Genomic DNA, 24,296 nt, shown 5'->3' on the forward strand with positions numbered 1-24,296 from the left:
ATTGCGCGGAGACACGCCATGAAATGGACCGACACCATCCGGATCGCCGAGGAGCTTCACGACAAGCATCCCGGCGTCGATCCCCTGACCATCCGCTTTACCGACCTGCACCGCTGGGTCTGCGAGCTGGAAGACTTCGACGACGAGCCAAATCGCTCCAGCGAAAAAATCCTGGAAGCGATCCAGATGGCCTGGATCGACGAAGCGCAGTGACGGACGCGGACAGGCGCTGACTCTTGCATCCGTCCGCCGCACCTGCCAGCCATGGCACGGCACAACAAAAAGGCGACCCGTCGGTCGCCTTTTTTCTTGCCTGCCTGGGCCGCCGTTGATCAGCCGCGCGAGGTCAACTGGCCATCGACGATACGGATGCGGTCGCCGGCAGACCATGCGGGACGGCTCTGGTACGGGAAGCTGCGCACGCTGCCGTCCTCCATCCTGACGTGGACCTCGTAGCTGGTGGTGGTATGCGTGCGCCTTTCCACCTCGTTGCCGGCATAACCGCCGCCGACGGCGCCGGCGATCGTCGCCAGTGTGCGCCCATTGCCGTTGCCGACCTGGTTTCCGAGCACGCCGCCCAGCACCGCCCCTGCCGCAACGCCGAGTCCGCTGGGCTTGGGCGCATGCTGGATCGCCTGGACCGATTCGATGCGTCCGCAGGAACTGCAGATCGGCGCCTGGGCCAGCGGCGCCACGGGTGCGGAATTGCTCGCGTAGCTAGGCGTGGTTGCGTGGCTGGTCTTCGGCTTGGCATGCACCTTCGGCTTGGCGACCGTAGCCGGCGCAGGTTCCGCAGCCTCGACGGGAGCGGCCTCCTGCACCGGAGCTATCGGTGTCGGCATCGCGGAGTAATTCGCGCGTGGCGTTGCGTCCACCAGGTTGGCTGGGGAAGCCGCGGCGGTTGCCGCACCTACCGAACTAGCCAAGGGTGATGCAGCGGTGGCAGAAGTGGACTTCGGCGGCGCGCCGTCCATGGCTTCGGGATTGTTGCCATGCGAATTCGGGATGAGGCCGGTGATGGCTGCCACGCCGGTCAGGCTGACCAGAATGACGGAGATGGCCGCGCCGGCGACCAGGGGATGGATTTTGCTGTTGTTCTTTTCCATGATTTCCTCTAGGCAATCGCTGAATGTGAGATGACTGTCTGTTGCTTAGATGCGATGTTCCGCGAACAGTGCGATGCGAGGAAGAATTTTTCTGTGTCAGATGTAAGGGCTTGTAAGGGAATCGGCTTCACATGGTGAGGATTTGCGTTTGCGCAATTGTTTGCGTGAGGCGCTGTCGTCCGCGCACCTTCGGTCATCCCCGCGAAAGCGGGGATGACGGAAAAGTCAGGAACGGATCCTCGGTTTCATCAATCCTCGCGCCGCAAGTGCGGGAACAGGATTACGTCGCGGATGTTCGGTGAGTCGGTGATCAGCATCATGAGGCGGTCGATGCCGATGCCGCAGCCGCCGGTGGGGGGCAGGCCGTACTCGAGCGCGCGGATGTAGTCGGCGTCGAAGAACATCGCTTCCTCGTCGCCGGCATCTTTCGCCGCGACCTGGGCCTGGAAGCGCGCCGCCTGGTCTTCGGGATCGTTCAGCTCGGAGAAGCCGTTGGCGATTTCCCGGCCGGTGATGAAGAGCTCGAAGCGCTCGGTGATGCCCGGCACGGTATCGGAGGCGCGGGCCAGCGGCGACACTTCGACCGGATAGTCGATGATGTAGGTCGGCTCCCACAGCTGGGATTCGGCAGTCTCTTCGAACAGCGCGAGCTGCAGCGCGCCGAGGCCGGCGCCGGCCATCGGCTCGACGCCGAACTTCTTGAGCTCCGTCCGCACGAACCCGGCGTCCTGCAACTGTTCGCCGGTGTAGTGGGGCGCATACTTGTTGATCGCCTGCACGATCGTCATGCGATGGAAGGGCTTGCTCAGGTCGAGATCCCGCCCCTGATAGCTCAGGACAGCGGTGCCGTGCGCATCGATCGCGGCCTGGCGGATGACGGCTTCGGTAAAGTCCATCAGCCACTTATAGTCGACGTACGCGGCGTAGAACTCCATCATCGTGAATTCGGGGTTGTGCCGGGGCGACACGCCTTCGTTGCGGAAATTCCGGTTGACCTCGAACACCCGCTCGAAGCCGCCGACCACGAGGCGCTTGAGATACAGCTCTGGCGCGATGCGCAGGAACATCTGCATGTCGAGCGCATTGTGGTGCGTGATGAAGGGCTTGGCCGCGGCGCCGCCGGGAATCGGATGCAGCATCGGCGTCTCGACTTCCATGAAGCCATGCTCGGACATGAAGCGCCGGATCGATGACATGGCGGCGGTGCGCTGCTTGAAGGTGCGGCGCGTCTCTTCGCTCATGATGAGGTCGACGTAGCGCTGGCGGTATTTCATTTCCTGGTCGGAGAGGCCGTGGAACTTGTCCGGCAGCGGGCGCAGCGACTTGGTCAGCAGGCGCAGGGTGGTCACCTTGACCGACAGTTCTCCGGTCTTGGTCTTGAACAGCACGCCTTCCGCGCCGAGGATGTCGCCGAGGTCGTAGTGCTTGAACGCGGCGTGGACCTCTTCACCGACGTTGTCGTTGGTGATGAACAGCTGGATGCGGCCATCGGCACGGGGGCCGGAGGCATCCTGGACGGTGGCGAACGAAGCCTTGCCCATGACGCGCTTGAGCATCATGCGACCGGCAACGCTGACCTTGATGGCGCGGGATTCGAGTTCCTCGTTGCCGAGTTCGCCGTAGCTGGCATGCAGGTCGGCTGCCTTGTCGGCGGGGCGGAAGTCGTTGGGGAAGGCGACACCTTGCTGGCGGATGCCGCCAAGCTTGGCGCGGCGTTCGGCCATGATGAAGTTTTCGTCCTGCGCCGGCGCGGCGGTCTGGTCGGTTGCGGGAGCGGCCTGCGTTGCGTTGTTGTTGGTCATGGGTCGGATAAGTGTGATTCGAATTGCTGGCCCGTCCCGCAGGGCATGCGGAACGGGATGCCGTATCTGGTTAGCCTTGCTGACGCGGTGCGCCGCTCAGACGCCTTGCTTGAGCGACGCCGCGATGAAGTCGTCGAGATCGCCGTCTAGCACGGCCTTGGTGTTGCCGACTTCATGGTTGGTGCGCAGGTCCTTGATGCGGGACTGGTCGAGCACGTAGGAGCGGATCTGGTGGCCCCAGCCGATGTCGGTCTTGGCGTCCTCCATCTTCTGCTGCTCGCTCATGCGCTTGCGCAGTTCCAGTTCGTAGAGGCGGGACTTCAGCATGGCCCAGGCTTCGGCCCGGTTGCGGTGCTGGCTCCGGTCGTTCTGGCATTGCACGACGATGCCCGAGGGCGCGTGCGTCAGGCGCACCGCGGAGTCGGTCTTGTTGATGTGCTGGCCGCCGGCGCCGGAAGCGCGGAAGGTATCGGTGCGCACGTCCGCCGGATTGATGTCGATTTCGATCGACTCGTCGACCTCGGGATACACGAACACCGAGGAAAACGAAGTGTGGCGGCCATTGGCGGAGTCGAAGGGGGACTTGCGCACCAAGCGGTGGACGCCGCTCTCGGTGCGTAGGAAGCCGTAGGCGTATTCGCCTTCCACCTTGATGGTGGCCGTCTTGATGCCCGCGACTTCACCCTCGGAGATTTCCAGGAGTTCGGTCTTGAAACCCTTGCGCTCGCAGTAGCGGAGGTATTGCCGCATGAGCATCGAAGCCCAGTCCTGGGCCTCGGTGCCTCCCGCGCCGGCCTGGATGTCGATGAAGCAATTGTTGGGATCCATCGGGTTGGAAAACATCCGGCGGAATTCCATGCCCTCGACTTCGCCCTTGAGGCGTTCCGCATCCTGCTCGATGGCAACGATGGTGTCGTCATCGTTCTCCTCGCGCGCCATGGCGAAAAGATCGCTGGCGTCGGCGAGTTCGGTGCGGATGCTGGTGAGGGAATTGACGATGGCCTCGAGGGATTTCTTTTCCTTGCCGAGGTCCTGGGCCCGCTTGGGGTCGTTCCAGACGTTCGGGTCTTCGAGTTCGCCGTTGACTTGTTCGAGTTTCTCCGACTTCACATCGAAGTCAAAGATACCTCCGAAGTTCGGACTCGCGGCCGGAGAGGTCCGCGAGCAGGGAGGAGAGGGCGTTGAGGCGTTCGGCTTCCATGATGAATCCAGTGTGCGGTGGGTGCGATCAAACCGGACATTATAGCAGCCGACTAGGCGCTACGCGCCTTGCGCATGCTCAACCAGCAACTGCACCCGGGTCACGCCGTTGTACTCGTTGGCGTCGAGACGGTAGGCGACGGTGGCGCGGTCGGGCAGGGTGTCGATGTGGCCGAACCAGATGGCGTCGTAGCGCTGGCCGTTCTTTTCCAGGCTGAGCTTGAGGTGCCTGTCCTTCAGGATGCGCTGGTTGAGCACCCGGAATTCGTCGCAGAACACCGGCGGCGCGAAGCCCTGGCCCCAGACTTGGCCATCGAGCAGGGCGATGAACTGGGTGCTGAAATACGCTTCCTCGAGCGGTCCGTCGGTCTCGACGATGCGCTCGAGCTGGCTCTGGGTCAGCCAGGCGCGGCCGACTTCCTCGAAGGCGCGTTCGAAGGCCTCGAAAGCGTCCGCCCGGAGGGTCAGTCCCGCCGCCATCGCGTGGCCGCCGAACTTGGTGATGAGGCCGGGCGCCTGCTTCGACACCAGGTCGAGGGCGTCGCGCAGGTGGAAGCCGGCGATCGACCGGCCGGAGCCCTTGATGAGGCCGTCGCCGCCGGGGGCGAAGGTGATCGTCGGGCGGTAGAACTTGTCCTTGAGGCGGGAGGCGACGATGCCGATCACGCCCTGGTGCCAGCTGTCGTCGAAGACGCTGATCGTGGCCTTGTTTGCCGGATCGTAGCTGTCGAGCAATGCCAGGGCGGTGTCCTGCATGTCGGCCTCGATGTCGCGCCGGTCGCGGTTGATCTGGTCGAGCTGCTGGGCGATGGCCCAGGCGCGGCCCTCGTCGTCGGTGGTGAGGCATTCGATGCCGAGCGACATGTCGGCCAGCCTTCCGGCGGCATTGAGCCGGGGGCCGAGTGCGAAGCCGAGGTCGAAGGGCGTGGCGCGGCGTGCTTCCCGGCCGGCGGCGCGGAACAGCGCCGCGATGCCGGCGTGCATGCGGCCGGCGCGCATGCGCTTGAGGCCCTGGGCCACCAGGATGCGGTTGTTGTTGTCGAGCTTGACCACGTCGGCCACCGTTCCCAGCGCCACCAGGTCGAGCAGGGCGTCCAGCTTCGGCTGGGTCTCGGCGGTGAAGACGCCGCGGCGGCGCATCTCGGCGCGCAGCGCCAGCAGCACGTAGAACATCACGCCCACGCCGGCGAGGTTCTTGCTGGGAAACCCGCATTCCGGCTGGTTCGGGTTGACGATCACCCGCGCGTCAGGCAGCCGGTCGCCGGGCAGGTGGTGATCGGTCACCACCACCTCGATGCCGCGCCGCTTCGCTTCGTCGACCCCGTCGATGCTGGCAATGCCGTTGTCCACGGTGACGATGATGTCTGGCGATTTCTCGCGCACGGTGAGTTCGACGATTTCCGGCGTGAGGCCATAGCCGTACTCGAAGCGGTTGGGCACGATGAAGTCGACCTTCGCCCCCAGTGCCCGCAGGCCGCGCAGGGCGACGGCGCAGGCGGTGGCGCCGTCGCAGTCATAGTCAGCGACGATGACCAGCTTGCGCCGGGCGTCGATCGCATCGGCGAGGAAGACGGCGGCGGCGTCGATGTGCTTGAGTTGCGCAGGTGCAATGAGTGCGTTGAGTTCGCTCGACAGTTCGCTCGCGTCCGCCAGGCCGCGCGCCGCGTACAGCCGCGCCAGCACTGGGTGGATGCCTTGCTGGCGCAACATTTCCGCGGCGCGGAAGGAAAACTGGCGGGTAGTGATTCTGGTCATGGAAGGAGCGGCGAGAGCGATGGCTTGACCCAGAATTTTCGCAGGGAATGGCGGGTCAGGGCAAATTCCGCCGAGCGTGAGTCGTTCGTCAATATCAGCCTGGCATGGCTAATGCGGCCCTGCTTCAGCATGTTCAAGATCGGAGCGAACCAGGCGCTTTCAAGATCCCGCAGGGCATCGAGCCAGGCCCCCCAGTCGCTGGCCAGCGCCGGGCGCATCAGCTTGTCGAGGATGACGAGGGTCCGTTCCGGCGGATCGACGAGGTCGGAGGCGCCGGCCAGCGTGCGCGCCGTGTCCGCCCGGGTCGCGCAGGCCGCCATCCAGCCCCTTGCGTTGCCGACCATGCCGTAAGGCATGTCGCCCGTGGTGGCGCCGGCCTTGCCCCCGCCCCAGAGCCAGAGCGAATTCACCGGCTGCCGGCCCTGCTGCTCGCGGGTGGCATTGATGCCATGGTCGAACCAGTGCATCTGCACTTCATTCTGCACCTTGCGCCAGGCGCGGTCGCCTGGACCGGACGGCATCCAGATGTCAATGTTGTGCCCGGCGGCCGCGTCGGGCGATGAAGTGAGGAGATCCAGCCATCCGTCGGCGCGCAAGAACCAGGTGCCCGGGTTGCCGTAGATCAGTTCTTGCCCGGCTTCATGGAACAAGCCGCGGGCGATTTCGAACAAAGCTAGGCTTTCCCCTTCGTCGAGCGCGAGTTGGGATGGATCGGTCAGCAGCAGATGGTCGCGCGCGATGTGGATGTGCACCGGCTGCAGCGCATACCACATGCCGCCGGCAGGATCGTGCCCCAGTGCACGCATCCAGGCGGGCGCAACGGCCGGGCTGCTTTCCGCCTGCATGCCGAAGGCGAGCGCCAGCCAGTCCTCGTGCGGCAGTGTGCGGCGGAATCCATCGTGCGCGGCGCGCGTGGTTTTGCCCTGCGCAAGCAGGGTGGCGAGGGCAGGCGTGCCGGCCTGCTTGAACAGGTCGGCGGCAAGTTCGGCGGGTGGCAGGGCGAAAGGAATCAGCAGGTCGAGTTGGCTCATGGCGCGATTGTAGGCCATATGGCAAACTGCGGGCTGCATCGCGGACCGTCCCGCCATCCAGGCCAACGGCGGGGCATCAAGGAGTCAATTTGAGCAATTTCAAGAACTTGCCGTTCGAGTGGCTGGTCGGCATGCGCTACACGCGCGCCGGCAAGCGCAACGGCCGCAACAGCTTCATCTCGTTCATTTCGCTGATTTCCATGGCGGGCATCGCGCTCGGCGTGGCGGCGCTGATCGTGGTGCTGTCGGTGATGAACGGCTTCCAGAAGGAAGTCCGGGACCGCATGCTGTCGGTCCTGTCGCACATCGAAATCTACGACGCCGCCGGCGCCATGCCCGACTGGCAGGCGACCGCCCGCGAAGCCATGCAGAATCCCGAGGTCAGGGGCGCGGCGCCGTATGTCGCCGCGCAAGCCATGCTGACCCGCGAAGGCACCATGCGCGGCGTGATGATACGCGGCATCCTGCCGCAGGAAGAGCCCAAGGTCTCCGACATCTCCAAGCAGATCCGAGAGGGACGCTTCGACAGCCTGCAGGCGGGCGAGTACAACATCATCCTCGGTCGCGACCTGGCCCGCGGACTGAACGCCCGGGTCGGCGACAAGGTCATGCTCTGGGCCGCGGAAGGCCAGGTGACGCCCGCCGGCGTCCTGCCGCGCAACCGCATGTTCACCGTCGGCGCCATCTTCGAGGCCGGCCACAACGAATACGATTCCGGCCTCGCCTTCATCCACATCGAGGATGCGATGCGCCTCTACCGGCTGGATGCGCCGTCGGGACTGCGCCTGCGCATCGCCGACATGCAGCGCGCGCCGCAGGTGGCGCTCGACCTCTCGCGCACGCTCAGCGGCAACCTGTACCTCCTCGACTGGTCGAAGCAAAACAAGACCTGGTTTGCCGCGGTGCAGACCGAAAAGCGCATGATGTTCATCATCCTCACGCTCATCATCGCGGTCGCCGCCTTCAACCTGGTGTCCACGCTGGTCATGACCGTGACCGACAAGCAGGCCGACATCGCGATCCTGCGCACGCTCGGCGCCGCGCCGCGTTCCATCATGAAGATCTTCATGATCCAGGGCGCGCTCGTGGGCCTGCTCGGCACTGCCATCGGCATCGGCCTCGGCATTCTCGTGGCGCTCAACATCGACGTGATCGTGCCCTTCATCGAACACCTGCTGGGCGTGCAATTCCTGTCCAAGGAGATCTACCTGATCACCGCCTTGCCCTCCGACCTGCGCTGGCCCGACGTCTGGACCATCAGCATCGTCGCCGTCATCCTGGCTTTCGTCGCCACGCTTTATCCGAGCTGGCGCGCCGCGAACGTCCGTCCGGCGGAGGCCCTGCGCTATGAGTGAGCCGACGATGGCGCAAGGCGAATCCGTCGTCCTGGAGTGCAAGGGCCTGGGCAAGACCTTCACCCAGGGAAAGTATTCCGTCAACGTGTTGCGCGGAATCGATTTCCAGATCCGGCGCGGCGAGCGCGTCGCGATCGTCGGGGCGTCGGGCTCGGGCAAGTCCACGTTGCTGCACCTGCTTGGCGGCTTGGATGTGCCGACGTCCGGATCGGTCAGCCTGCTGGGCCGCGATTTCGCCGGCCTCAGCGAGAAGGAGAGGGGCGATGTGCGCAACGCGTCCCTCGGATTCGTCTACCAGTTCCACCACCTGCTGCCCGAGTTTTCGGCGCTCGACAACGTCGCGATGCCGCTCATGATCCGCCGCGTCGTGCGTGCGGACGCGCACAAGGCCGCGCAGGCCGTGCTGGAACGCGTTGGCCTGGCTGCACGGGTCACCCATGTGCCGGGAGAATTGTCCGGCGGCGAGCGGCAGCGGGTGGCGCTCGCACGCGCGCTCGTGACCCAGCCCGCCTGCGTGCTGGCGGACGAGCCTACCGGCAACCTCGACCGCGTCACCGCCCACAAGACCTTCGACCTCATGCTCGAACTCTCACGCACGCTGGGAACCGCCTTCGTGATCGTGACCCACGACATCGAACTCGCGCGCCATTGCGACCGCGTGCTGCGCCTGACGGAGGAGGGCTTGCATCCTTATGTGGATTGACACGCATTGCCACCTCGACGCCGCCGAATTCGGCGACGAGATCCCCCAGGTCGCGGCCCGCGCCGCGGAGGGCGGAGTGGCATGCATCGTCATCCCGGCAATCGCCAGCTTCAACTTCGATACCGTCAGGAAGATCGCCCACGCCCAGGCAAACTGCACCTATGCGCTCGGCATCCATCCCATCTTCGTGCCGCAGGCTGACGACGACGATCTCGACCTGCTGCGCCAGACGGTGCGCGACGCGCTTGGCGATCCGCGCTTCATCGGTATCGGCGAGATCGGACTGGATTTCTTCATCCCTGCGCTCAAGGAAGACAGCCTGCGCGCGAAACAGGAACGCTTCTACGGCGAGCAACTCAGGATCGCGCGCGAATTCGACCTGCCGGTCCTGCTGCATGTGCGCCGGTCGCAGGACATCGTGCTCAAGCACCTGCGGCGCATCGAGGTCAGGCAAGGCATCGCCCACGCCTTCAATGGCAGCTTCCAGCAGGCGGAAGAGTTCATCCGCCTCGGCTTCAAGCTGGGTTTCGGCGGCGCCATGACATTCCCGCGTGCCCTGCAGATCAGGCGCCTCGCCGCCGAACTGCCGGTCGACGCCCTCGTGCTCGAAACCGACTCGCCGGACATTTCGCCGGTCTGGGTCCATCCCGGGCGCAACAGCCCGGAACATCTGCCGCGCATCGGCGAAACGCTCGCCGCGCTGCGCGGCATGCTGCCAGCCGACCTTGCCGGCCTCACGAGCGCCAACGCGCGCAGCGCGCTTCGCCGCCTGCCCGGTTCTCCAACCTCCCTCTGATCGTTTAACGCCTACAACACCGCGATGCGTCTCGTCCTGCTCGGCTTCGCCATTGGCGTTGTCATTTTGCAAACATTGCCAGCGCTGCCGCCAGCTTGGATGCTTGCCGCTTTCCTCGTCTTCGGCGTCGCGGGGATGATGCTCATGCGCCGGCTCGAACGGCATGACGCCAATGACGCGAACTCCGTCCAGGATTCCGGCGATGCCATCGTTGCCTCTGGCCTCGACTGGCGCCGGGCATTTCCGAAGGCGATCGCCTGCCTGCTGGCCGGAATCGCGGCCGGCTTGTGCTGGGCATGCCTGGTCGCGCAATACGCCCTGGGCGATGCCTTGCCCCCCGAATGGGAGGGACGCGACATCACGCTGACCGGCACCGTTTCCAGCCTGCCTTCCCGCAGCCAGGACGGCCTGCGCTTCCAGTTCGCCGTAGAGTCGGCGCAGGCCGATGCCGGACCGGCGGTCGTCCCGCGCCACCTCGCTCTCTCCTGGTATGGCAGCTATGGCATGCAGCGCGGCAAGGACGGGCAAGCCGTGCCTGACCTGCGGCCCGGCGAGCGCTGGCAGCTTGCGGTGCGCCTGAAGCGGCCGCACGGCAACGTCAATCCCTTTGGCTTCGATTACGAGGTCTGGCTGCTCGAACAGGGATTGCGCGCCACCGGCAGCGTCCGGCCCGGCGCGGCGAACAGGCGGCTGGATGCTTTCGTCGTCGCCCCTGGCCACGTGGTGGAGCGGTGCCGCGGCTGGCTGCGCGACCGCATCCATGCCGCCTTGCCCGGCCGCGAATACGCCGGCGTCATCGTCGCGCTGGTGATCGGCGACCAGCGCGAGATCAGCCAGCCGGACTGGAAGATCTTCAACCGCACCGGCATCGGCCACCTCGTCTCGATTTCCGGCCTGCATATCACCATGGTTGCCGGCATGATGGCTGCCCTGGTCTCCGCGCTCTGGCGCAGGTCGTTCTTCACCGGGCTTGCCTTGCCGGTACGGCTGCCTGCCCAGCAGGCGGCGGCCCTGGCCGGCATGCTGACGGCGCTGGTCTACGTGCTGCTGGCGGGCTTCGGCGTTCCGGCGCAGCGCACCTTGTACATGCTAGGCGTGGTCGGGCTGGCCTTGTGGACCGGGCGCCTGACTCAGGTGATCGACGTGCTTTGCCTCGCGCTCGCCGTGGTGCTGCTGCTCGATCCCTGGGCGGTGCTCTGGCCGGGATTCTGGCTTTCCTTCGGCGCGGTGGCGATCATCCTCTACGCGAGCGCCGGGCGGATCGCGCCCGGACCGGCGCAGTCGCGCCTTGGCGGCATCGCGCGGCAGTTGCGCGCGGCGGCCCATGTCCAGGCGGTCGTCACCCTCGGCATGGTGCCGCTCACCCTGCTGCTGTTCGGACAGGTATCGCTGATCAGCCCCGTCGCCAACGCGTTCGCCATTCCCTTGGTCAGCTTTGTCGTCACGCCCTTGTCCCTGGCGGGAAGCATCCTGCCCGCACCGCTCGGCCAGGCGGCGCTGCTCGCGGCGCATGGACTGGTGGCGGGCCTCGCCGCCTGCCTGGGCTGGCTGAGCAGCCTGCCGCAAGCGGTCTGGAGCACCGCGCTGCCGGCGTGGTGGATGTTCGCCGCGGCGCTGGCCGGCTGCCTCTGGATGCTCGCGCCAGCCGGCTGGCCGGCGCGCTGGCTGGGAGCGGGTGGCTTGCTGCCGATGCTCCTGAACGCGCCCGCCCACCCGGCGGAGGGCGAACTGTGGGCGACTTTCTTCGACGTGGGGCAGGGCGCCGCCGTTCTCATCGAGACGCCCGGGCATGCCTTGCTCTACGATGCCGGGCCGCTCTACGGCCCCGACTCCGACGGCGGCAGCCGGGTGATCCTGCCCTATCTGCGCGCCCGCGGCATCCAGTCGCTCGATGGCATGGTGCTGTCGCACAGCGACGCCGACCATACCGGCGGCGCGTCTTCCATCCTCGACGAGATTCGCGTCGGCTGGCTGTCGTCGTCGCTGCCGCCGGATCATGCCCTCGTCAGGCGCGCACCGCGCCATGTCCGCTGCGAAGCGGGACAGGCTTGGGACTGGGATGGCACGCGCATGTCGATGCTGCATCCCACCCCCGGCAGCTATGACAACCCCAAGTGGAAACCGAACGCGCGCAGCTGCACGCTCAAGCTGACGCACGGTACGCATGCGCTGCTGCTGACCGGGGACATCGAAGCGCCGCAGGAACGCGAGCTGCTCGGCGCGCGCGCGGCGGATCTCCCGGCCACGGTGCTGCTGGCGCCGCATCACGGCAGCGGCACCTCTTCCACCGAGGCCTTCCTGCGCGCGGTGCATCCCGAGCTCGCCATCTTCCAGGCCGGATACCGCAACCGCTATCACCATCCGAAGGCGGAAGTCTTCGAGCGCTACGGCCGCCTCGGGGTCCAGCGCATGCGCACGGACGTAACGGGCGCGGTGACGCTCGTGTTCGCGCAGGACTGGTCGGCGAGCGCGGAGCGCGTCGAGCATGCCCGCTACTGGCAGGGAAGGTGAGGCGGCTCGCTGACATGGTCAAGGCATCCGCCCAAGCCGACCCGGGGCAAAGTTGAACTCATTTACAATGCTGGATTCCTCGTCTTCAAGCTTTTTGACGCTTTCGCCTGCATGTCCAAGCCCGATCTTCACTTTGCCCACGCCAACAGTTTTCCGGCAGGTACCTACCGCGTGTTTTTCCAGCATCTGGAAAAGCATTACCGGGTCCAGGCCTTGCCCATCCATGCGCACGATCCGCGCTACCCGGTGAGCGATGGCTGGCCCGGGCTGGTGAAGGAACTGGAGGACGATCTCGCGCGGCGCTACGACAAGCCGGTCATCCTCGTCGGACATTCCCTGGGCGGCATGCTCAGCCTGATGGCGGCGAAGGCGCGGCCCGACCTGGTGCGCTGCGTGGTGCTGGTCGATTCACCGGTGGTGGCGGGCTGGCGCGCCCTCGTGTTGCGCGCCGCCAAGCGCACCGGCCTGGACATCCATGTGTCGCCGGCAAAATTTTCGGTGAAGCGCCGCAACCTCTGGCCGGACGCCCAAGCCGCCCATGCCCATTTCACCAGCAAGCCCATGTTTGCCGCCTGGGCGCCGGGCGTGCTGCAGGACTACATGGAGCATGGCCTCGTGGCGCGCGAAGAAGGGGTCAGGCTCCGTTTCCGCCCGGAGATCGAGACCGCGGTTTACCGTACCCTCCCGCATCATGTCGGCAGGCTTGCCCGCCCCGGCTTTCCCGTGCCGGTCGGCTTCGTCGGCGGCACGGATTCGGTGGAGTGTCGCCAGGCCGGCCTCGGCGCGACCCGGCGGCTCGTCGGCCGGCATTTCGTCCAGATCAAGGGCGGGCACCTGGTGCCGATGGAAGCGCCGGCCGAAACCGCCCGCGCGGTGCATTCCATGATCGGGTCGCTGCTGCAACATGGCCCCAAGGATTGAAACTTTCCGGTTCCGCCGAACTTTTTCCGCCGCCAGCTTTCCCATCCGCCTTGCGCGAATGCGGCCATCGCCGCACCGGGCTTGAAAGTTCGCAAACCGATGCCGGATAACACGGGGAATGGATGGTGACGGATCGGTTTGCGGTATAATTTGAATTTCCCGCAAGTGCCGTTCGGCACATTCAGCAATGACCAAGTTTGTATTTGTCACTGGCGGCGTCGTGTCATCCCTGGGCAAGGGGATCGCCGCCGCATCCCTGGCCGCCATCCTCGAATCGCGCGGCCTCAAAGTCACCCTGATCAAGCTCGACCCGTACATCAACGTGGACCCGGGCACGATGAGTCCTTTCCAGCATGGCGAAGTCTTCGTCACCGATGACGGCGCGGAAACCGACCTCGATCTCGGCCACTACGAGCGCTTCATCACCGCGAAGATGAAGAAGGTGAACAACTTCACCACCGGCCAGATCTACGAATCCGTGATCCGCAAGGAGCGCCGCGGCGAATACCTCGGCAAGACGGTGCAGGTCATCCCGCACATCACCAATGAAATCCAGGACTACATCCACCGCGGCGCCGAAGGCTTCGACGTGGCACTCGTGGAAATCGGCGGCACGGTCGGCGACATCGAATCGCTGCCCTTCCTCGAAGCCGCGCGCCAGCTCAGCCTGCGCGCCGGCCGCAACGAGACCGCCTTCGTCCACCTGACACTGGTGCCCTTCATCGCATCCGCCGGCGAACTGAAGACCAAGCCCACGCAGCACAGCGTGCAGAAGCTGCGCGAGATCGGCATTTCGCCCGACGCGCTGCTCTGCCGCGCCGACCGCCGCATCCCGGACGACGAGCGGGCCAAGATTTCCCTGTTCTCGAACGTGCAGGAAGACGCCGTCATCTCCGTCTGGGACGCGGACACCATCTACAAGATCCCCCAGATGCTGCACGACCAAGGACTCGACAAGATCGTCTGCGACAAGCTCGGCCTGTCGCCGAAGCCGGCCGACCTCTCCGTCTGGAACAAGCTCGTCTATGCGCTCGAACATCCCAAGGCGGAAGTCACGATCGGCATGGTGGGCAAGTACGTCGACCTGACCGAGTCCTACAAGTCGCTGACCGAGGCCTTGCGCCACGCCGGTATCCATACCGAGAGCCGGGTCAACATCGAATACCTCGATTCCGAGGAAATCGAAGCCAGCGGTCCGGGCAGCCTCGCCAAGTATGACGCCATCCTCGTCCCGGGCGGCTTCGGCAAGCGCGGCGTGGAAGGGAAGATCATGGCGGCGCGCTATGCCCGCGAGCATGGTGTTCCCTACCTCGGCATCTGCCTCGGCATGCAGGTGGCCCTGATCGAATTCGCGCGCCACCGCGCGGGCCTGTCGGACGCCAACTCGACCGAGTTCAATCCGGACACGCCGCATCCCGTCGTCGCGCTGATCACCGAGTGGCAGAACCATGACGGCAAGGTTGAACGCCGCGACGTCAACTCCGACCTCGGCGGAACGATGCGCCTCGGCGCGCAGACCTGCGCGGTCAAGCCGAACACCATCGCCGCCGACATCTACGGCGAGGCGGTTACCGAGCGTCACCGCCACCGCTACGAAGCCAACAACCACTACCTGCCGCGCGTGGAAGACGCCGGCCTCGTGGTTTCGGCGCGTACGCCGACCGAAGGCCTGTGCGAGATCATGGAACTGCCGCGCAATGGCGAGAACGGCCATCCCTGGTATGTCGGCGTGCAGTATCACCCGGAATTCAAGTCGACCCCGCGCGATGGACATCCGCTGTTCATCTCCTACATCAAGGCGGCGCTCGCCCACAAGCAGGCCAGCGCCGAGAGGAAGGCAGCATGAAGCTTTGCGGATTCGACGCCGGGCTCGACAAGCCGTTCTTCCTGATCGCCGGCCCCTGCGTCATCGAATCGCTGGCCATGGCCCTGGATACCGCCGGACAGCTCAAGGAAATCACGTCCGGCCTGGGCATTCCCTTCATCTACAAGTCGTCCTTCGACAAGGCGAACCGCTCGTCCGGGTCTTCCTTCCGCGGGCTGGGCATGGCGAAGGGCCTCGAGATCCTGGCCGAGGTCCGCAAGCAGGTCGGCGTGCCGGTGCTCACCGATGTGCATGAAACCGACGAGATCAAGCCGGTCGCCGAAGTCGTCGACGTGCTGCAGACGCCGGCCTTCCTGTGCCGGCAGACCGATTTCATTCGTGCCTGCGCCCAGTCGGGCAAGCCGGTGAACATCAAGAAGGGCCAGTTCCTCGCGCCGCACGACATGAAGAACGTGATCGACAAGGCCCGTGCCGCAGCGCAGGAAGTTGGCCTTGAACAGGACAACTTCATGGCCTGCGAACGCGGCGTCTCGTTCGGCTACAACAACCTCGTGTCCGACATGCGCTCCCTCGCGATCATGCGCGAGACGGGTTGTCCGGTCGTCTTCGACGCGACGCACTCGGTGCAGCTCCCCGGCGGACAGGGCACTTCGTCCGGCGGCCAGCGCGAGTTCGTTCCGGTTCTCGCGCGCGCGGCGGTGGCGACAGGCATTTCCGGCCTGTTCATGGAAACCCATCCCAATCCCGCCGAAGCCAAGTCCGACGGCCCCAACGCCGTTCCGCTGGCGCGCATGAAGGAACTGCTTTCGACGCTGGTCGAGCTCGACCGCGCGGTGAAGAAGGCCGGTTTCCTGGAAGCGAATTTTTCGTGAAGATGGGCGGACACTGGTCCGCCGGCATGGCCTGCTGGAGCGCAGCCATGGAAATGGGATCCCCGCCTTCGCGGGGATGACGACATCAGTGCGACGGCTGGCCGTGGCAACCGCGATGCCGCAGGAACGACAACCGAATTTTCATTGTTTTGGAGAATAACAAATGAGTGCCATCGTAGACATCATTGGCCGTGAAGTGATCGACTCGCGCGGCAACCCGACCGTGGAATGCGACGTCCTGCTCGAGTCCGGCGTCATGGGCCGCGCCGCCGTGCCCTCCGGCGCCTCCACCGGCTCGCGCGAAGCCATCGAGCTGCGCGACGGCGACAAGAGCCGCTACCTCGGCAAGGGCGTGCTCAAGGCCTGCGAGAACATCAACACCGAGATCTCCGAAGCCATCATGGGCCTGGACGCCAATGAACAGGCCTTCCTCGACCGCACCCTGATCGACCTCGACGGCACCGAAAACAAGGCCCGCCTCGGCGCCAACGCCACCCTGGCCGTCTCCATGGCCGTGGCCAAGGCCGCCGCGGAAGAATCCGGCCTGCCGTTGTACCGCTACTTCGGCGGCTCCGGCGCCATGCAGATGCCGGTGCCGATGATGAACGTCATCAACGGCGGCGCGCATGCCGACAACAACCTCGATCTGCAGGAATTCATGATCATCCCGGTGGGCGCGCCGTCCTTCCGCGAAGCCATCCGCTATGGCGCCGAGGTGTTCCACACCCTCAAGAAGATCCTGCACGACAAGGGCCTGACCACCGCCGTGGGCGACGAAGGCGGCTTCGCGCCTTCCGTGGCCAACCACGAGGATGCCATCAAGCTGATCCTGCAAGCCATCGAACAGGCCGGCTACGAGCCGGGCACGCAGATCGCGCTGGGCCTGGACTGCGCGGCCTCCGAGTTCTACAAGGAAGGCAAGTACGTGCTGAGCGGCGAAGGACTGTCGCTGAGCTCGGGCGACTTCACCAACCTGCTGGCGACCTGGTGCGACAAGTACCCGATCATCTCCATCGAGGACGGCATGGCCGAGAACGACTGGGATGGCTGGGCGACGCTGACCAATGCGCTGGGCAAGAAGGTGCAGCTGGTGGGGGACGATTTGTTCGTGACCAACACCAAGATCCTGCGCGAAGGCATCCAGAAACACATTGCCAATTCCATCCTCATCAAGATCAACCAGATCGGCACGCTGACCGAGACCTTCGCGGCGATCGAGATGGCCAAGCGGGCGGGCTACACGGCGGTGATCTCGCACCGTTCGGGCGAGACGGAAGACTCGACGATCGCGGACATCGCGGTGGGCATGAACGCGCTGCAGATCAAGACGGGATCGATGTCGCGTTCGGACCGCATGGCCAAGTACAACCAGCTGCTGCGCATCGAGGAAGACCTCGGCGACATCGCCAGCTATCCGGGTCGCGGCGCGTTTGGCGGGCAGTCGTAGTCGTGCGTCACGCTCCGTCATTCCGGGGGATAAACGCCAGCCAACATCGATAACAATGGAGATCACGACATGCCTGCATCCTGGCTGAAAGCCGCGCTGTCCGCGCTCGCATTCATCGCGCTGGCCGCGGGTGCGGCCGATAGCTGGATCGTCGGCCAGGTCACCAGCCTGTCGGGCACGAACGGTCCTGAGCTGGGCAGGGGCCTGGCGCTGGGGCAGCAAGTCTACTTCGACCATGTGAACGCAACCGGCGGCGTGCATGGCAAGCCGATCCGGCTGGTGACGCTGGATGACGGCTACCGCGACAGCGAGACGGTGCGTCTCACCCGCAGCTTGCTGGAGACGCGCCAGCCCATCGCCCTGCTCGGCTACCGCGGCACGGCGAATACCCTCGCGCTGATGCACTCCCGGCTGCTCGGGCAGGAGGGAATCGCGCTGGTTGGCACGCTCACCGGCGCGGAAGGCGTCCAGGGCGCCGAGAACATCTTCCACGTGCGTACGCCCTATGCCGTCGAGGTCGCGGCGCTGGTCGAACAGGTGCTTGGCCTGGGTTACCGCAGCATCGCGCTCGTGCATGCGGATGATGCCTTCGGCAAGGCCGGGCTGGATGCCGCCCGCGCCGCGCTGGGGAAGAACGGCGCCGTGATCGATGCGTTTGCCTACCGTTCGGATGCCGCCGCCTTCAAGAGCTCGGTGGAGACAGTGTCGCGCGCGCTGGCGCGGGCCAGGCATGATGCCGTCATCCTCGTCGCGGTCGGCGAGCCTGCGTTCGAGTTCATCCGGGTTCACAGGCTTGCGCAGCCCTACAGTCCGATCTTTGCCATGTCGGTGGTCAGCTACCAGGAAGTGCTCGACCGGGTCGGCATGAAAGCCGCCCAGGGCATCGGCTTTTCCCAGGTGTTTCCTTTTCCGTACAGCGATTCCGTCCCGCTCGTGCGTGAATATCGCAAGCTGCTGAAGCAATATGCGCCTTCCGCGAAACCGGATTACTTCAGCCTCGAAGGCTATGTCAACGCCAAGGTATTCGTCCAGGCGCTGCGCCGGGCTGGCCCGAAAGCGGACCGTGCCGGCGTGCTCAAGGCCTTGAACGAGGCCGGCGAACTCGATCTCGGCGGCTTCTACGTACGGCTCGGGCCACGGTGGCGAACCGGAAGCAGTTTCACCGAGCTGACAGTCTTGTCCAAATCGGGTAACTTGATCCGGTGAACTTTCCGGCGAGGCGAGACAGATGGAAATTTATCAATTGCGCACCTTCCTGGCCGTGGCGAAGACCGGCCACCTGACCAAAGCTGCGGAGAAATTGCATATCAGCCAACCGGCCGTGAGCAAGCAGATCCGCGCGCTGGAAGAAGAACTCGGGGTGGCCCTGTTCGTGCGCACGCCGACCGGCAGCCCGCTCACCAAGGCAGGCGAACTGCTGCTGCCGCAAGCCGAAAAGACCCTGGCGGATGCCCTTGAACTCGTCAGGATGGCAAAAGGGTTGCAGGGCCAGAAGGCCGGCACCATCCGCTTGGGAACGATCATCGATCCGGAATTTCTGCGGCTCGGAAACACGCTCGGCCGGTTGCTCAACCTGCATCCGAGGATCGATGTCAAGCTCACCCACGGCATCTCGGGATGGATCCTCGAGCTCATTCGCGCCGGCGAGCTGGACGCGGGGTTTTATCTCGGCGAGGTGGCCGATCCGGCGATCCATGCCACCGAGCTTTCCATCCTGACGTACCAGGTCGCGGCGCCCGCCTCGTGGAAAGCGGAGATCGCGGCCGCGAGCTGGAAGACCATCATGCATATGCCGTGGATCGGCACGCCGCTGCACAGCTCGCAGCACAGGCTCGTCAAGCAGATGTCGGAAGAACAGAACTGCACGGTAACGACCGTCGTGGAGGCGGACCAGGAATCGACCATGCGCAATCTCGTGATCCAGGGAGTGGGCCTGTGCCTGCTGCGCGAAGACATCGCCCGCGACGCCGAGGCGCAGGGACTGCTCGTGACCTGGCCGGGCACGGTGCGCCTCTGTCCGCTTTCCTTCATCTTCATGAAGCACAAGCAGGATGACGTGCTGGTCGAGGCATTGCATCAATCCGTGTTGGATGTCTGGCGCAACGTCCAATGAGCCACGTAACCTGCGCCACTGGGAGACGATAATGTTCAAACTGAAAACCTGTGTATTGATTGCCGCGTTCATGATGTCGAACCTGGCCCTTGCGGCCGAGGCGAGCTTCGGCCATATCGCCGCGGACGACCATCCCGCAGGCCAGGCCGCGCAGCGCTTCGCCGACATCGTAAAGAGCAGGAGCAAGGGAAGGCTCACCATCAACATCGGTTCCAACGGCAAGATGGGCTCGGAACAGCAACTGCTGGCATCGCTGCAGTCCGGAAAGCAGGACATGATGTTCGGCTCCACGGCGATCCTCGCCGGATCGGTCAAGGAATACGGCTTGTTCGACCTGCCCTTCCTGTTCTCGAACTTCAAGGAAGTTGATGCCGTGCTCGACGGCAAGGTCGGACAGCAGCTGTTCGACAAGCTGGGCAAGTCCGGCGTCGTGGGATTGGCTTACTGGGAAAACGGTTTCCGCCAGCTGACCAACTCCAGGCACAAGGTGGACAAGGCGTCCGACATCCAGGGCCTGAAGTTGCGCGTCATTCCCAATCCGATCTACTCGGACACGTTCAAGGCGCTCGGCGCGGAGACCGTTCCCCTGCCATTCACCGAGGTCTACAAGGCGCTGGAAACGAAGGCGGTCGACGGACAGGAAAATCCGCTGGCGCTGATCATGTCGACGAAATTCTACGAAGTGCAGAAGTACGTCACGCTCACCAATCACGCGTACGCGCCGTTCATCGTGCTGGCCAGCGCCAGGTGGTGGAACGCCCTCGGCGCGGACGAAAAGCAGATCGTCAAGGACGCGGCGGTCGAGGCCGGCGTGTTCCAGCGCAAGCTCGCGCGGGAGCTGGCACTGCGGGCGGCAACAAAGGAATTGCGGGCACAGAGTGTCGAGGTCAACATCCTGACGGGGGAAGAGGAGGCCAAGCTGCGCGAGAAGACCAGGCCGGTGTTCGACAAGTACGCCAAGACGGTCGGCGAGGATCTGGTGAATCAGGCGCGGGTTGCGATTGCCAGCGCAAGATAAGTCGTACGAACCGGAAAGGTGTCATTCCCGCGCATGCGGGAATGACATGGGCATGCAAGCAGATTCACGTCCTGCGCAATTGGTCGCCTGCCGCGCATTCCACCTCAACCCTCCTGCCCGGGAAACGCAAAGGCACATCGCCGCACGCCACGTCCATCGCAGCTCATCTGCAGATCAACCCGTGCCAGCAATCCCGCGGCGAGCGGCGCAAAGAGAATCTTGAAGGTATCGACATCCAGCTTGTTCCCGCGTGGTAGCCGCAAGCTCGGCACCGATGCCGACAGGCTTCCCAGGTAGGCCCAGTTCTCGACGACATGCACTTGCGTCAGTTCTCCATCGCTCTCGAGGATGCCGATCGGACCGGCGTGCGGCCATGCATAGTCGTCCAGCTGCTTCAGGGCTTTGTGCACGCGCCGCGTGTGTGCAATGCGGGTCTCCAGTCCGATGCAGGCGCCGCGGCAATGACCGAGTTGATGAGCAAAGCACGCGCGTCCGTGCGTGGTGTTTTCGATGCCGAGCAGGGCATGGCAGAGCCCGTGCCGGCGCACCTGGGCGCGCCATCCCGCTTCCGCGGTCCTGCGGGATGCGAACAGGCCATGGGCGGAATACCGGTCAGCGTCGTCATGATCCACGAGCTGCGGCTGGAGGCTGCCCTTCGGCAGATACAGGGCGTAGGCGGGCGCCGCCGTTTTCAGCAGCACGTTGCAAGGCGGCTGCCATTGCTTGATCAATTGCGATTCCAGCAGCAATGCTCCCGTCTCGCCCGCCATGCGGATGAAATCGACTTGCCGGGTCTTGCGCAGCATGGCGTTCTCGCGCGGCGTTCGCAAGTGAGCCTGTACGCGGGAACGGATGTTGACGCTCTTGCCGATGTAGAGGGGCGCGCCGGACGCATCCAGGAAACGATAGATTCCCGCTTCCGCCGGAAGCGCCTCCAGGCTTGCCGCGTCGATGCCGCGGACGCAGGCCGGCGAAGGCTTGGCGCGGGGCTTCGGTTGCGGCACCAGTAAGCCTAGCGAACTGACGCGGGTTTGCATGATGTGGATTGAATTTTAAGAATGCCGGTGAACGAAGGGGCAGGAAAGGCGGGATGGCAGGCTTTCACTTTGAGGGCATAGCACGTAGATGGTTCCGGGCAATACACCGGGACCGGACCCGTTCTGCCTAACCCGCCTCATTCACCGCGGCTATTCATTGTTCACATATTACTCCCCGCGCTTGTGTGCACCCAGCACATTGACCCCCTTCGCCCGATGGTCGAAAGTTGATCCTGTTGAACCTTTCTTCCTGGCTTTCCTGGACGAATGCCAACCGCAGCGCTGTACCCGCAAAACACAATAGGAGTGAGACATGAATATCCGGAGACTGAATGGCGTCGCCTTGGCATGGGCCGCATCGGCAAGCCTGGGGCTTGCAATGGCTGGATGCGGCGGCAACGACTCGTCCGATGGCGTTCCCCTTATCCGGTCGACCGAATTCGGCCAGGTCGAAGGCGTCATGAATCCGAGCGACAAGAGCGTGGCCTGGCTGGGTGTGCCCTTTGCCAAGCCGCCGGTCGGCAACCTGCGCTGGCAGCCGCCGCAGCCGCCCGATGCGTGGAGCGGCGTGAAGCCGGCCAAGGAATATGCCAGTGCCTGCACGCAGATCGGCGGCATGTTTGGCCCGCCGCCCAAGGGCAAGGACTATGGCGCCATTTCGGAAACCTTCTACAAGCCGGTGGGTTCCGAGGATTGTCTTTACCTGAACATCTGGCGCCCGCAGACCGACGACGGCACGAAGCTGCCTGTCATCGTGTTCATCCATGGCGGCAGCAACGTGGTCGGCGCTTCCTTCGATCCGATCTACCTCGGCGGCAACCTGGCCAACAATGCCAACGCGATCGTCGTTACCGTCGGCTATCGCCTCGGCGTCTTGGGCTGGTTCGCCCATCCCGCCCTGAATACCGGTGATCCTGTCAGGGATTCCGGAAACTACGCGCTTCTGGACATGATCCAGTCCTTGAAGTTCGTGAAGAACAACATCGCCAGCTTCGGCGGCGATCCGAACAACGTGACGATCATGGGCCAGTCCGCCGGCGCGGTGAACGTCCATGGCCTGATCGTGTCGCCGATGGCGGCGGGGCTCTTCCACAAGGCGATTCCCCTGAGCGGCGGCCTCGGCGGCAGTCCGACGGCAACGGCGGTCAACAAGGCGAACGCGTTCATCAATGCCTTGCTGATCAAGGACGGTCTCGCAAAGGACAAGGCTTCCGCCGATGCCTACCGGGCGGCGCAAGACAATACGTGGTTGAAGAATTACCTCATGTCCAAGTCGAGCGCGGATCTCTACAACATCCAGGTCGATCCGACGGGCGGCAAGTGGGGCACCGGCTCGCGTACCTTCGAACCGGGCTCGACGACCGCGACCTTGTGGGCCACCGTCGCCCCCATCGCGGACGGCACCGTGGTGCCCAGCAACGTGACGACGGCCATCTCGAGCGGCAAGTTCAACAAGGTGCCCCAGCTCGCGGGCAACACGGCCGAGGAGGGCAAGCTGTTTTCATCCGCCTTCAAGGTCGACGACTACACGCGCATCAAGTGGATGAATGGCACCTACCTCGGCACGGTGGCCAACCTCAAGCTCGAGGATATCGTCGACAGAGCGATCGTGAATCCGCTCACGGTGGACAACTACAATGCCTACACCTATAACAACCCGAACCGCATCGATCCCGCGCCGAGCCTCACCACCGCCACCTTCCTCGGCCTCGGCACCGCAACGAGCACGGTCTATTATCCCCAGGTGCCCGTGTATGCCTATGACTTCAAATGGAATAAGCAGCCGGCGCCGTGGAATGACGTGTACGGCGCATGGCATACCGGGGACCTGCCTTTCGTCTTCGGCAATTTCGGCCTGAACCTGGATAGCTTCGGCTGGACCAAGGCGAATGAACCGGGCAGGCTGGCGCTCTCCAACGTCATGCAGAAGAGCATCGCCGCATTCATCCGGACCGGGAATCCCAACAACGCCGCCCTCGGCGCGAACTGGGACCAATGGACGCCGACCGCGCCCCGCCGGATGGGGTTCGACGCCAGCCTGACCCAGGCGACGGTCGCTGCGGAGTAAGCAACGCCGGCGGCAACGTCATGGTGCAAGGCAAAGGCCCGGTCTCGATGACCGGGCCTTTTTCGTTTGGGGCGATTGGTTTGCATCTTGCTGTAGGGCGTCTAGGTAATCGCAACTGGGAAGGCAGGGAATCAAGTGGTTAAGTTGCTTCGCGCCAAAGTGATGCTGCCTCTTACTGCAACTGACCGACTTCCCGCCACAGTTTCCACAACGGGTGTTTAGACTGAATCCAGCCAGCCATGCCAATCACCAACAGATGGCTTTTTAATGTCCGATAATTTTTGCGTACCGGCCTCTCCATTTGTTTGATTCAAAGCGACTTTCCGGCCCAAACCAGTCAGTTGGTTTCACCGAATGCGGACATCGCCGTAAACGATAGCGGACTGCTTGACCACCTGCTTCCATATCGCAGACGGTGTCTTCCAGTCCTTCTTAGGTTGCGCCAGCCATAAGCCGTTACCGATAAAAAGGCTCGACCTTGCCTTTTAGCTTGATTGTCATCGGATTGCCCTTGCGATCACGCGCCTTGCCGGCCGCCACCTTGATCCAACCTTCGCTGATGCAATATTCCTCGACATTAGTGCGCTCCTTGTCATCGAGATTGATACCAACATCGTACTCAAGGACAGCCGCGTTGTAATAAGGGCTGCGCGGATCGACCGAGAGACGGTCAGGAAACGGGGGGAGTTGTGTTGTGTCGTTCATGGGCGGCAATTATCTACCATTCTCCTGCGCG

At 64.3% G+C, this 24,296-nt stretch carries 20 protein-coding genes; 13 read left to right on the plus strand and 7 right to left on the minus strand.

Annotation, left to right across the window (positions count from 1 at the left end; all coding sequences use genetic code 11):
* Positions 1–18: 18 nt before the first annotated feature.
* Positions 19–213, plus strand: coding sequence for a Fe-S cluster assembly protein IscX (gene iscX / locus G3574_RS11860; protein WP_163963296.1), 195 nt, complete (start codon positions 19–21; stop codon positions 211–213).
* A 119-nt stretch (positions 214–332) separates the two neighbouring features.
* On the opposite strand, the gene G3574_RS11865 is transcribed toward iscX, so the two are convergent.
* From G3574_RS11865 to G3574_RS11885, 5 genes are all read right to left on the minus strand, one after another.
* On the minus strand, positions 333–1,106 hold the full coding sequence (locus G3574_RS11865; protein ID WP_163963299.1) for an outer membrane lipoprotein: 774 nt from the start codon (positions 1,104–1,106) through the stop codon (positions 333–335).
* Between the two features lie 248 nt (positions 1,107–1,354).
* Positions 1,355–2,908 carry a lysine--tRNA ligase gene (gene lysS, locus G3574_RS11870; protein ID WP_163963301.1) on the minus strand — a complete coding sequence of 518 codons (1,554 nt, stop codon included), beginning with the start codon at positions 2,906–2,908 and terminating at the stop codon, positions 1,355–1,357.
* A gap of 96 nt (positions 2,909–3,004) precedes the next feature.
* A protein-coding gene (gene prfB / locus G3574_RS11875; protein ID WP_163963303.1) for a peptide chain release factor 2 occupies positions 3,005–4,109 on the minus strand; the annotation gives its coding sequence in 2 pieces (ribosomal slippage) (positions 3,005–4,027 and positions 4,029–4,109; 1,104 coding nt in all).
* 59 nt (positions 4,110–4,168) lie between these two features.
* A complete protein-coding gene (gene recJ / locus G3574_RS11880) occupies positions 4,169–5,863 on the minus strand; it encodes a single-stranded-DNA-specific exonuclease RecJ (protein WP_163963305.1) in 1,695 nt (564 codons plus the stop codon).
* Entirely contained in the window at positions 5,860–6,894 is a 1,035-nt protein-coding gene (locus tag G3574_RS11885; protein WP_163963307.1) for a hypothetical protein, read from the minus strand. The genes recJ and G3574_RS11885 overlap by 4 nt, the downstream gene beginning before the upstream one ends.
* Positions 6,895–6,983: 89 nt before the next feature.
* On the opposite strand from G3574_RS11885, the gene G3574_RS11890 reads away from it, so the two are divergent.
* From G3574_RS11890 to G3574_RS11940, 11 genes are all read left to right on the plus strand, one after another.
* Positions 6,984–8,249, plus strand: coding sequence for a lipoprotein-releasing ABC transporter permease subunit (locus G3574_RS11890; protein WP_163963309.1), 1,266 nt, complete (start codon positions 6,984–6,986; stop codon positions 8,247–8,249).
* Between the two features lie 7 nt (positions 8,250–8,256).
* Complete coding sequence (lolD, locus tag G3574_RS11895; protein WP_163963387.1) at positions 8,257–8,952, plus strand: lipoprotein-releasing ABC transporter ATP-binding protein LolD; 696 nt, start codon at positions 8,257–8,259, stop codon at positions 8,950–8,952.
* A complete protein-coding gene (locus G3574_RS11900; RefSeq protein ID WP_163963311.1) occupies positions 8,942–9,748 on the plus strand; it encodes a TatD family hydrolase in 807 nt (268 codons plus the stop codon). The genes lolD and G3574_RS11900 overlap by 11 nt, the downstream gene beginning before the upstream one ends.
* Positions 9,749–9,772: 24 nt before the next feature.
* Positions 9,773–12,259 carry a DNA internalization-related competence protein ComEC/Rec2 gene (locus tag G3574_RS11905; RefSeq protein ID WP_163963313.1) on the plus strand — a complete coding sequence of 829 codons (2,487 nt, stop codon included), beginning with the start codon at positions 9,773–9,775 and terminating at the stop codon, positions 12,257–12,259.
* Positions 12,260–12,370: 111 nt separating this feature from the next.
* Positions 12,371–13,180 (plus strand): alpha/beta fold hydrolase, encoded by an 810-nt coding sequence (locus G3574_RS11910; protein ID WP_163963315.1) that lies wholly within the window; start codon positions 12,371–12,373, stop codon positions 13,178–13,180.
* A 187-nt stretch (positions 13,181–13,367) separates the two neighbouring features.
* Entirely contained in the window at positions 13,368–15,026 is a 1,659-nt protein-coding gene (locus G3574_RS11915; protein WP_163963317.1) for a CTP synthase, read from the plus strand.
* Positions 15,023–15,877: a 3-deoxy-8-phosphooctulonate synthase gene (kdsA, locus tag G3574_RS11920; protein WP_163963319.1), complete on the plus strand. Its 855-nt coding sequence runs from the start codon at positions 15,023–15,025 to the stop codon at positions 15,875–15,877. The genes G3574_RS11915 and kdsA overlap by 4 nt, the downstream gene beginning before the upstream one ends.
* 163 nt (positions 15,878–16,040) lie before the next feature.
* Positions 16,041–17,324 (plus strand): phosphopyruvate hydratase, encoded by a 1,284-nt coding sequence (eno, locus tag G3574_RS11925; RefSeq protein WP_163963321.1) that lies wholly within the window; start codon positions 16,041–16,043, stop codon positions 17,322–17,324.
* Between the two features lie 69 nt (positions 17,325–17,393).
* A complete protein-coding gene (locus G3574_RS11930; RefSeq protein WP_163963324.1) occupies positions 17,394–18,530 on the plus strand; it encodes an ABC transporter substrate-binding protein in 1,137 nt (378 codons plus the stop codon).
* Between the two features lie 22 nt (positions 18,531–18,552).
* Entirely contained in the window at positions 18,553–19,437 is an 885-nt protein-coding gene (locus G3574_RS11935; RefSeq protein ID WP_163963326.1) for a LysR family transcriptional regulator, read from the plus strand.
* Between the two features lie 31 nt (positions 19,438–19,468).
* Positions 19,469–20,455, plus strand: coding sequence for a TRAP transporter substrate-binding protein (locus G3574_RS11940; protein WP_163963329.1), 987 nt, complete (start codon positions 19,469–19,471; stop codon positions 20,453–20,455).
* A gap of 104 nt (positions 20,456–20,559) precedes the next feature.
* Here the strand turns inward: G3574_RS11940 and G3574_RS11945 are convergent, their stop codons facing one another.
* Positions 20,560–21,492, minus strand: coding sequence for an endonuclease (locus tag G3574_RS11945; RefSeq protein ID WP_163963331.1), 933 nt, complete (start codon positions 21,490–21,492; stop codon positions 20,560–20,562).
* 313 nt (positions 21,493–21,805) lie between these two features.
* On the opposite strand from G3574_RS11945, the gene G3574_RS11950 reads away from it, so the two are divergent.
* Positions 21,806–23,560 (plus strand): carboxylesterase/lipase family protein, encoded by a 1,755-nt coding sequence (locus tag G3574_RS11950; protein WP_163963333.1) that lies wholly within the window; start codon positions 21,806–21,808, stop codon positions 23,558–23,560.
* A 456-nt stretch (positions 23,561–24,016) separates the two neighbouring features.
* Here the strand turns inward: G3574_RS11950 and G3574_RS11955 are convergent, their stop codons facing one another.
* Entirely contained in the window at positions 24,017–24,265 is a 249-nt protein-coding gene (locus G3574_RS11955) for a DUF3297 family protein (RefSeq protein WP_163963335.1), read from the minus strand.
* Between the last annotated feature and the right edge of the window lie 31 nt (positions 24,266–24,296).

The organism is Noviherbaspirillum galbum (genome assembly GCF_010974945.1).
GTDB lineage: Bacteria > Pseudomonadota > Gammaproteobacteria > Burkholderiales > Burkholderiaceae_D > Noviherbaspirillum > Noviherbaspirillum galbum.

Bases quoted from the DNA above. Each gene is read 5' to 3' on its own strand.
- G3574_RS11940 (WP_163963329.1), top strand. From the start codon at position 19,469: ATGTTCAAACTGAAAACCTGTGTATTGATTGCCGCGTTCATGATGTCG.
- eno (WP_163963321.1), top strand. From the start codon at position 16,041: ATGAGTGCCATCGTAGACATCATTGGCCGTGAAGTGATCGACTCGCGC.
- iscX (WP_163963296.1), top strand. From the start codon at position 19: ATGAAATGGACCGACACCATCCGGATCGCCGAGGAGCTTCACGACAAG.
- G3574_RS11910 (WP_163963315.1), top strand. From the start codon at position 12,371: ATGTCCAAGCCCGATCTTCACTTTGCCCACGCCAACAGTTTTCCGGCA.
- G3574_RS11935 (WP_163963326.1), top strand. From the start codon at position 18,553: ATGGAAATTTATCAATTGCGCACCTTCCTGGCCGTGGCGAAGACCGGC.
- G3574_RS11945 (WP_163963331.1), bottom strand. From the start codon at position 21,492: ATGCAAACCCGCGTCAGTTCGCTAGGCTTACTGGTGCCGCAACCGAAG.
- G3574_RS11865 (WP_163963299.1), bottom strand. From the start codon at position 1,106: ATGGAAAAGAACAACAGCAAAATCCATCCCCTGGTCGCCGGCGCGGCC.
- G3574_RS11900 (WP_163963311.1), top strand. From the start codon at position 8,942: ATGTGGATTGACACGCATTGCCACCTCGACGCCGCCGAATTCGGCGAC.
- G3574_RS11885 (WP_163963307.1), bottom strand. From the start codon at position 6,894: ATGAGCCAACTCGACCTGCTGATTCCTTTCGCCCTGCCACCCGCCGAA.
- G3574_RS11915 (WP_163963317.1), top strand. From the start codon at position 13,368: ATGACCAAGTTTGTATTTGTCACTGGCGGCGTCGTGTCATCCCTGGGC.
- lysS (WP_163963301.1), bottom strand. From the start codon at position 2,908: ATGACCAACAACAACGCAACGCAGGCCGCTCCCGCAACCGACCAGACC.
- G3574_RS11930 (WP_163963324.1), top strand. From the start codon at position 17,394: ATGCCTGCATCCTGGCTGAAAGCCGCGCTGTCCGCGCTCGCATTCATC.
- G3574_RS11950 (WP_163963333.1), top strand. From the start codon at position 21,806: ATGAATATCCGGAGACTGAATGGCGTCGCCTTGGCATGGGCCGCATCG.
- G3574_RS11955 (WP_163963335.1), bottom strand. From the start codon at position 24,265: ATGAACGACACAACACAACTCCCCCCGTTTCCTGACCGTCTCTCGGTC.
- kdsA (WP_163963319.1), top strand. From the start codon at position 15,023: ATGAAGCTTTGCGGATTCGACGCCGGGCTCGACAAGCCGTTCTTCCTG.
- G3574_RS11905 (WP_163963313.1), top strand. From the start codon at position 9,773: ATGCGTCTCGTCCTGCTCGGCTTCGCCATTGGCGTTGTCATTTTGCAA.
- recJ (WP_163963305.1), bottom strand. From the start codon at position 5,863: ATGACCAGAATCACTACCCGCCAGTTTTCCTTCCGCGCCGCGGAAATG.
- lolD (WP_163963387.1), top strand. From the start codon at position 8,257: ATGGCGCAAGGCGAATCCGTCGTCCTGGAGTGCAAGGGCCTGGGCAAG.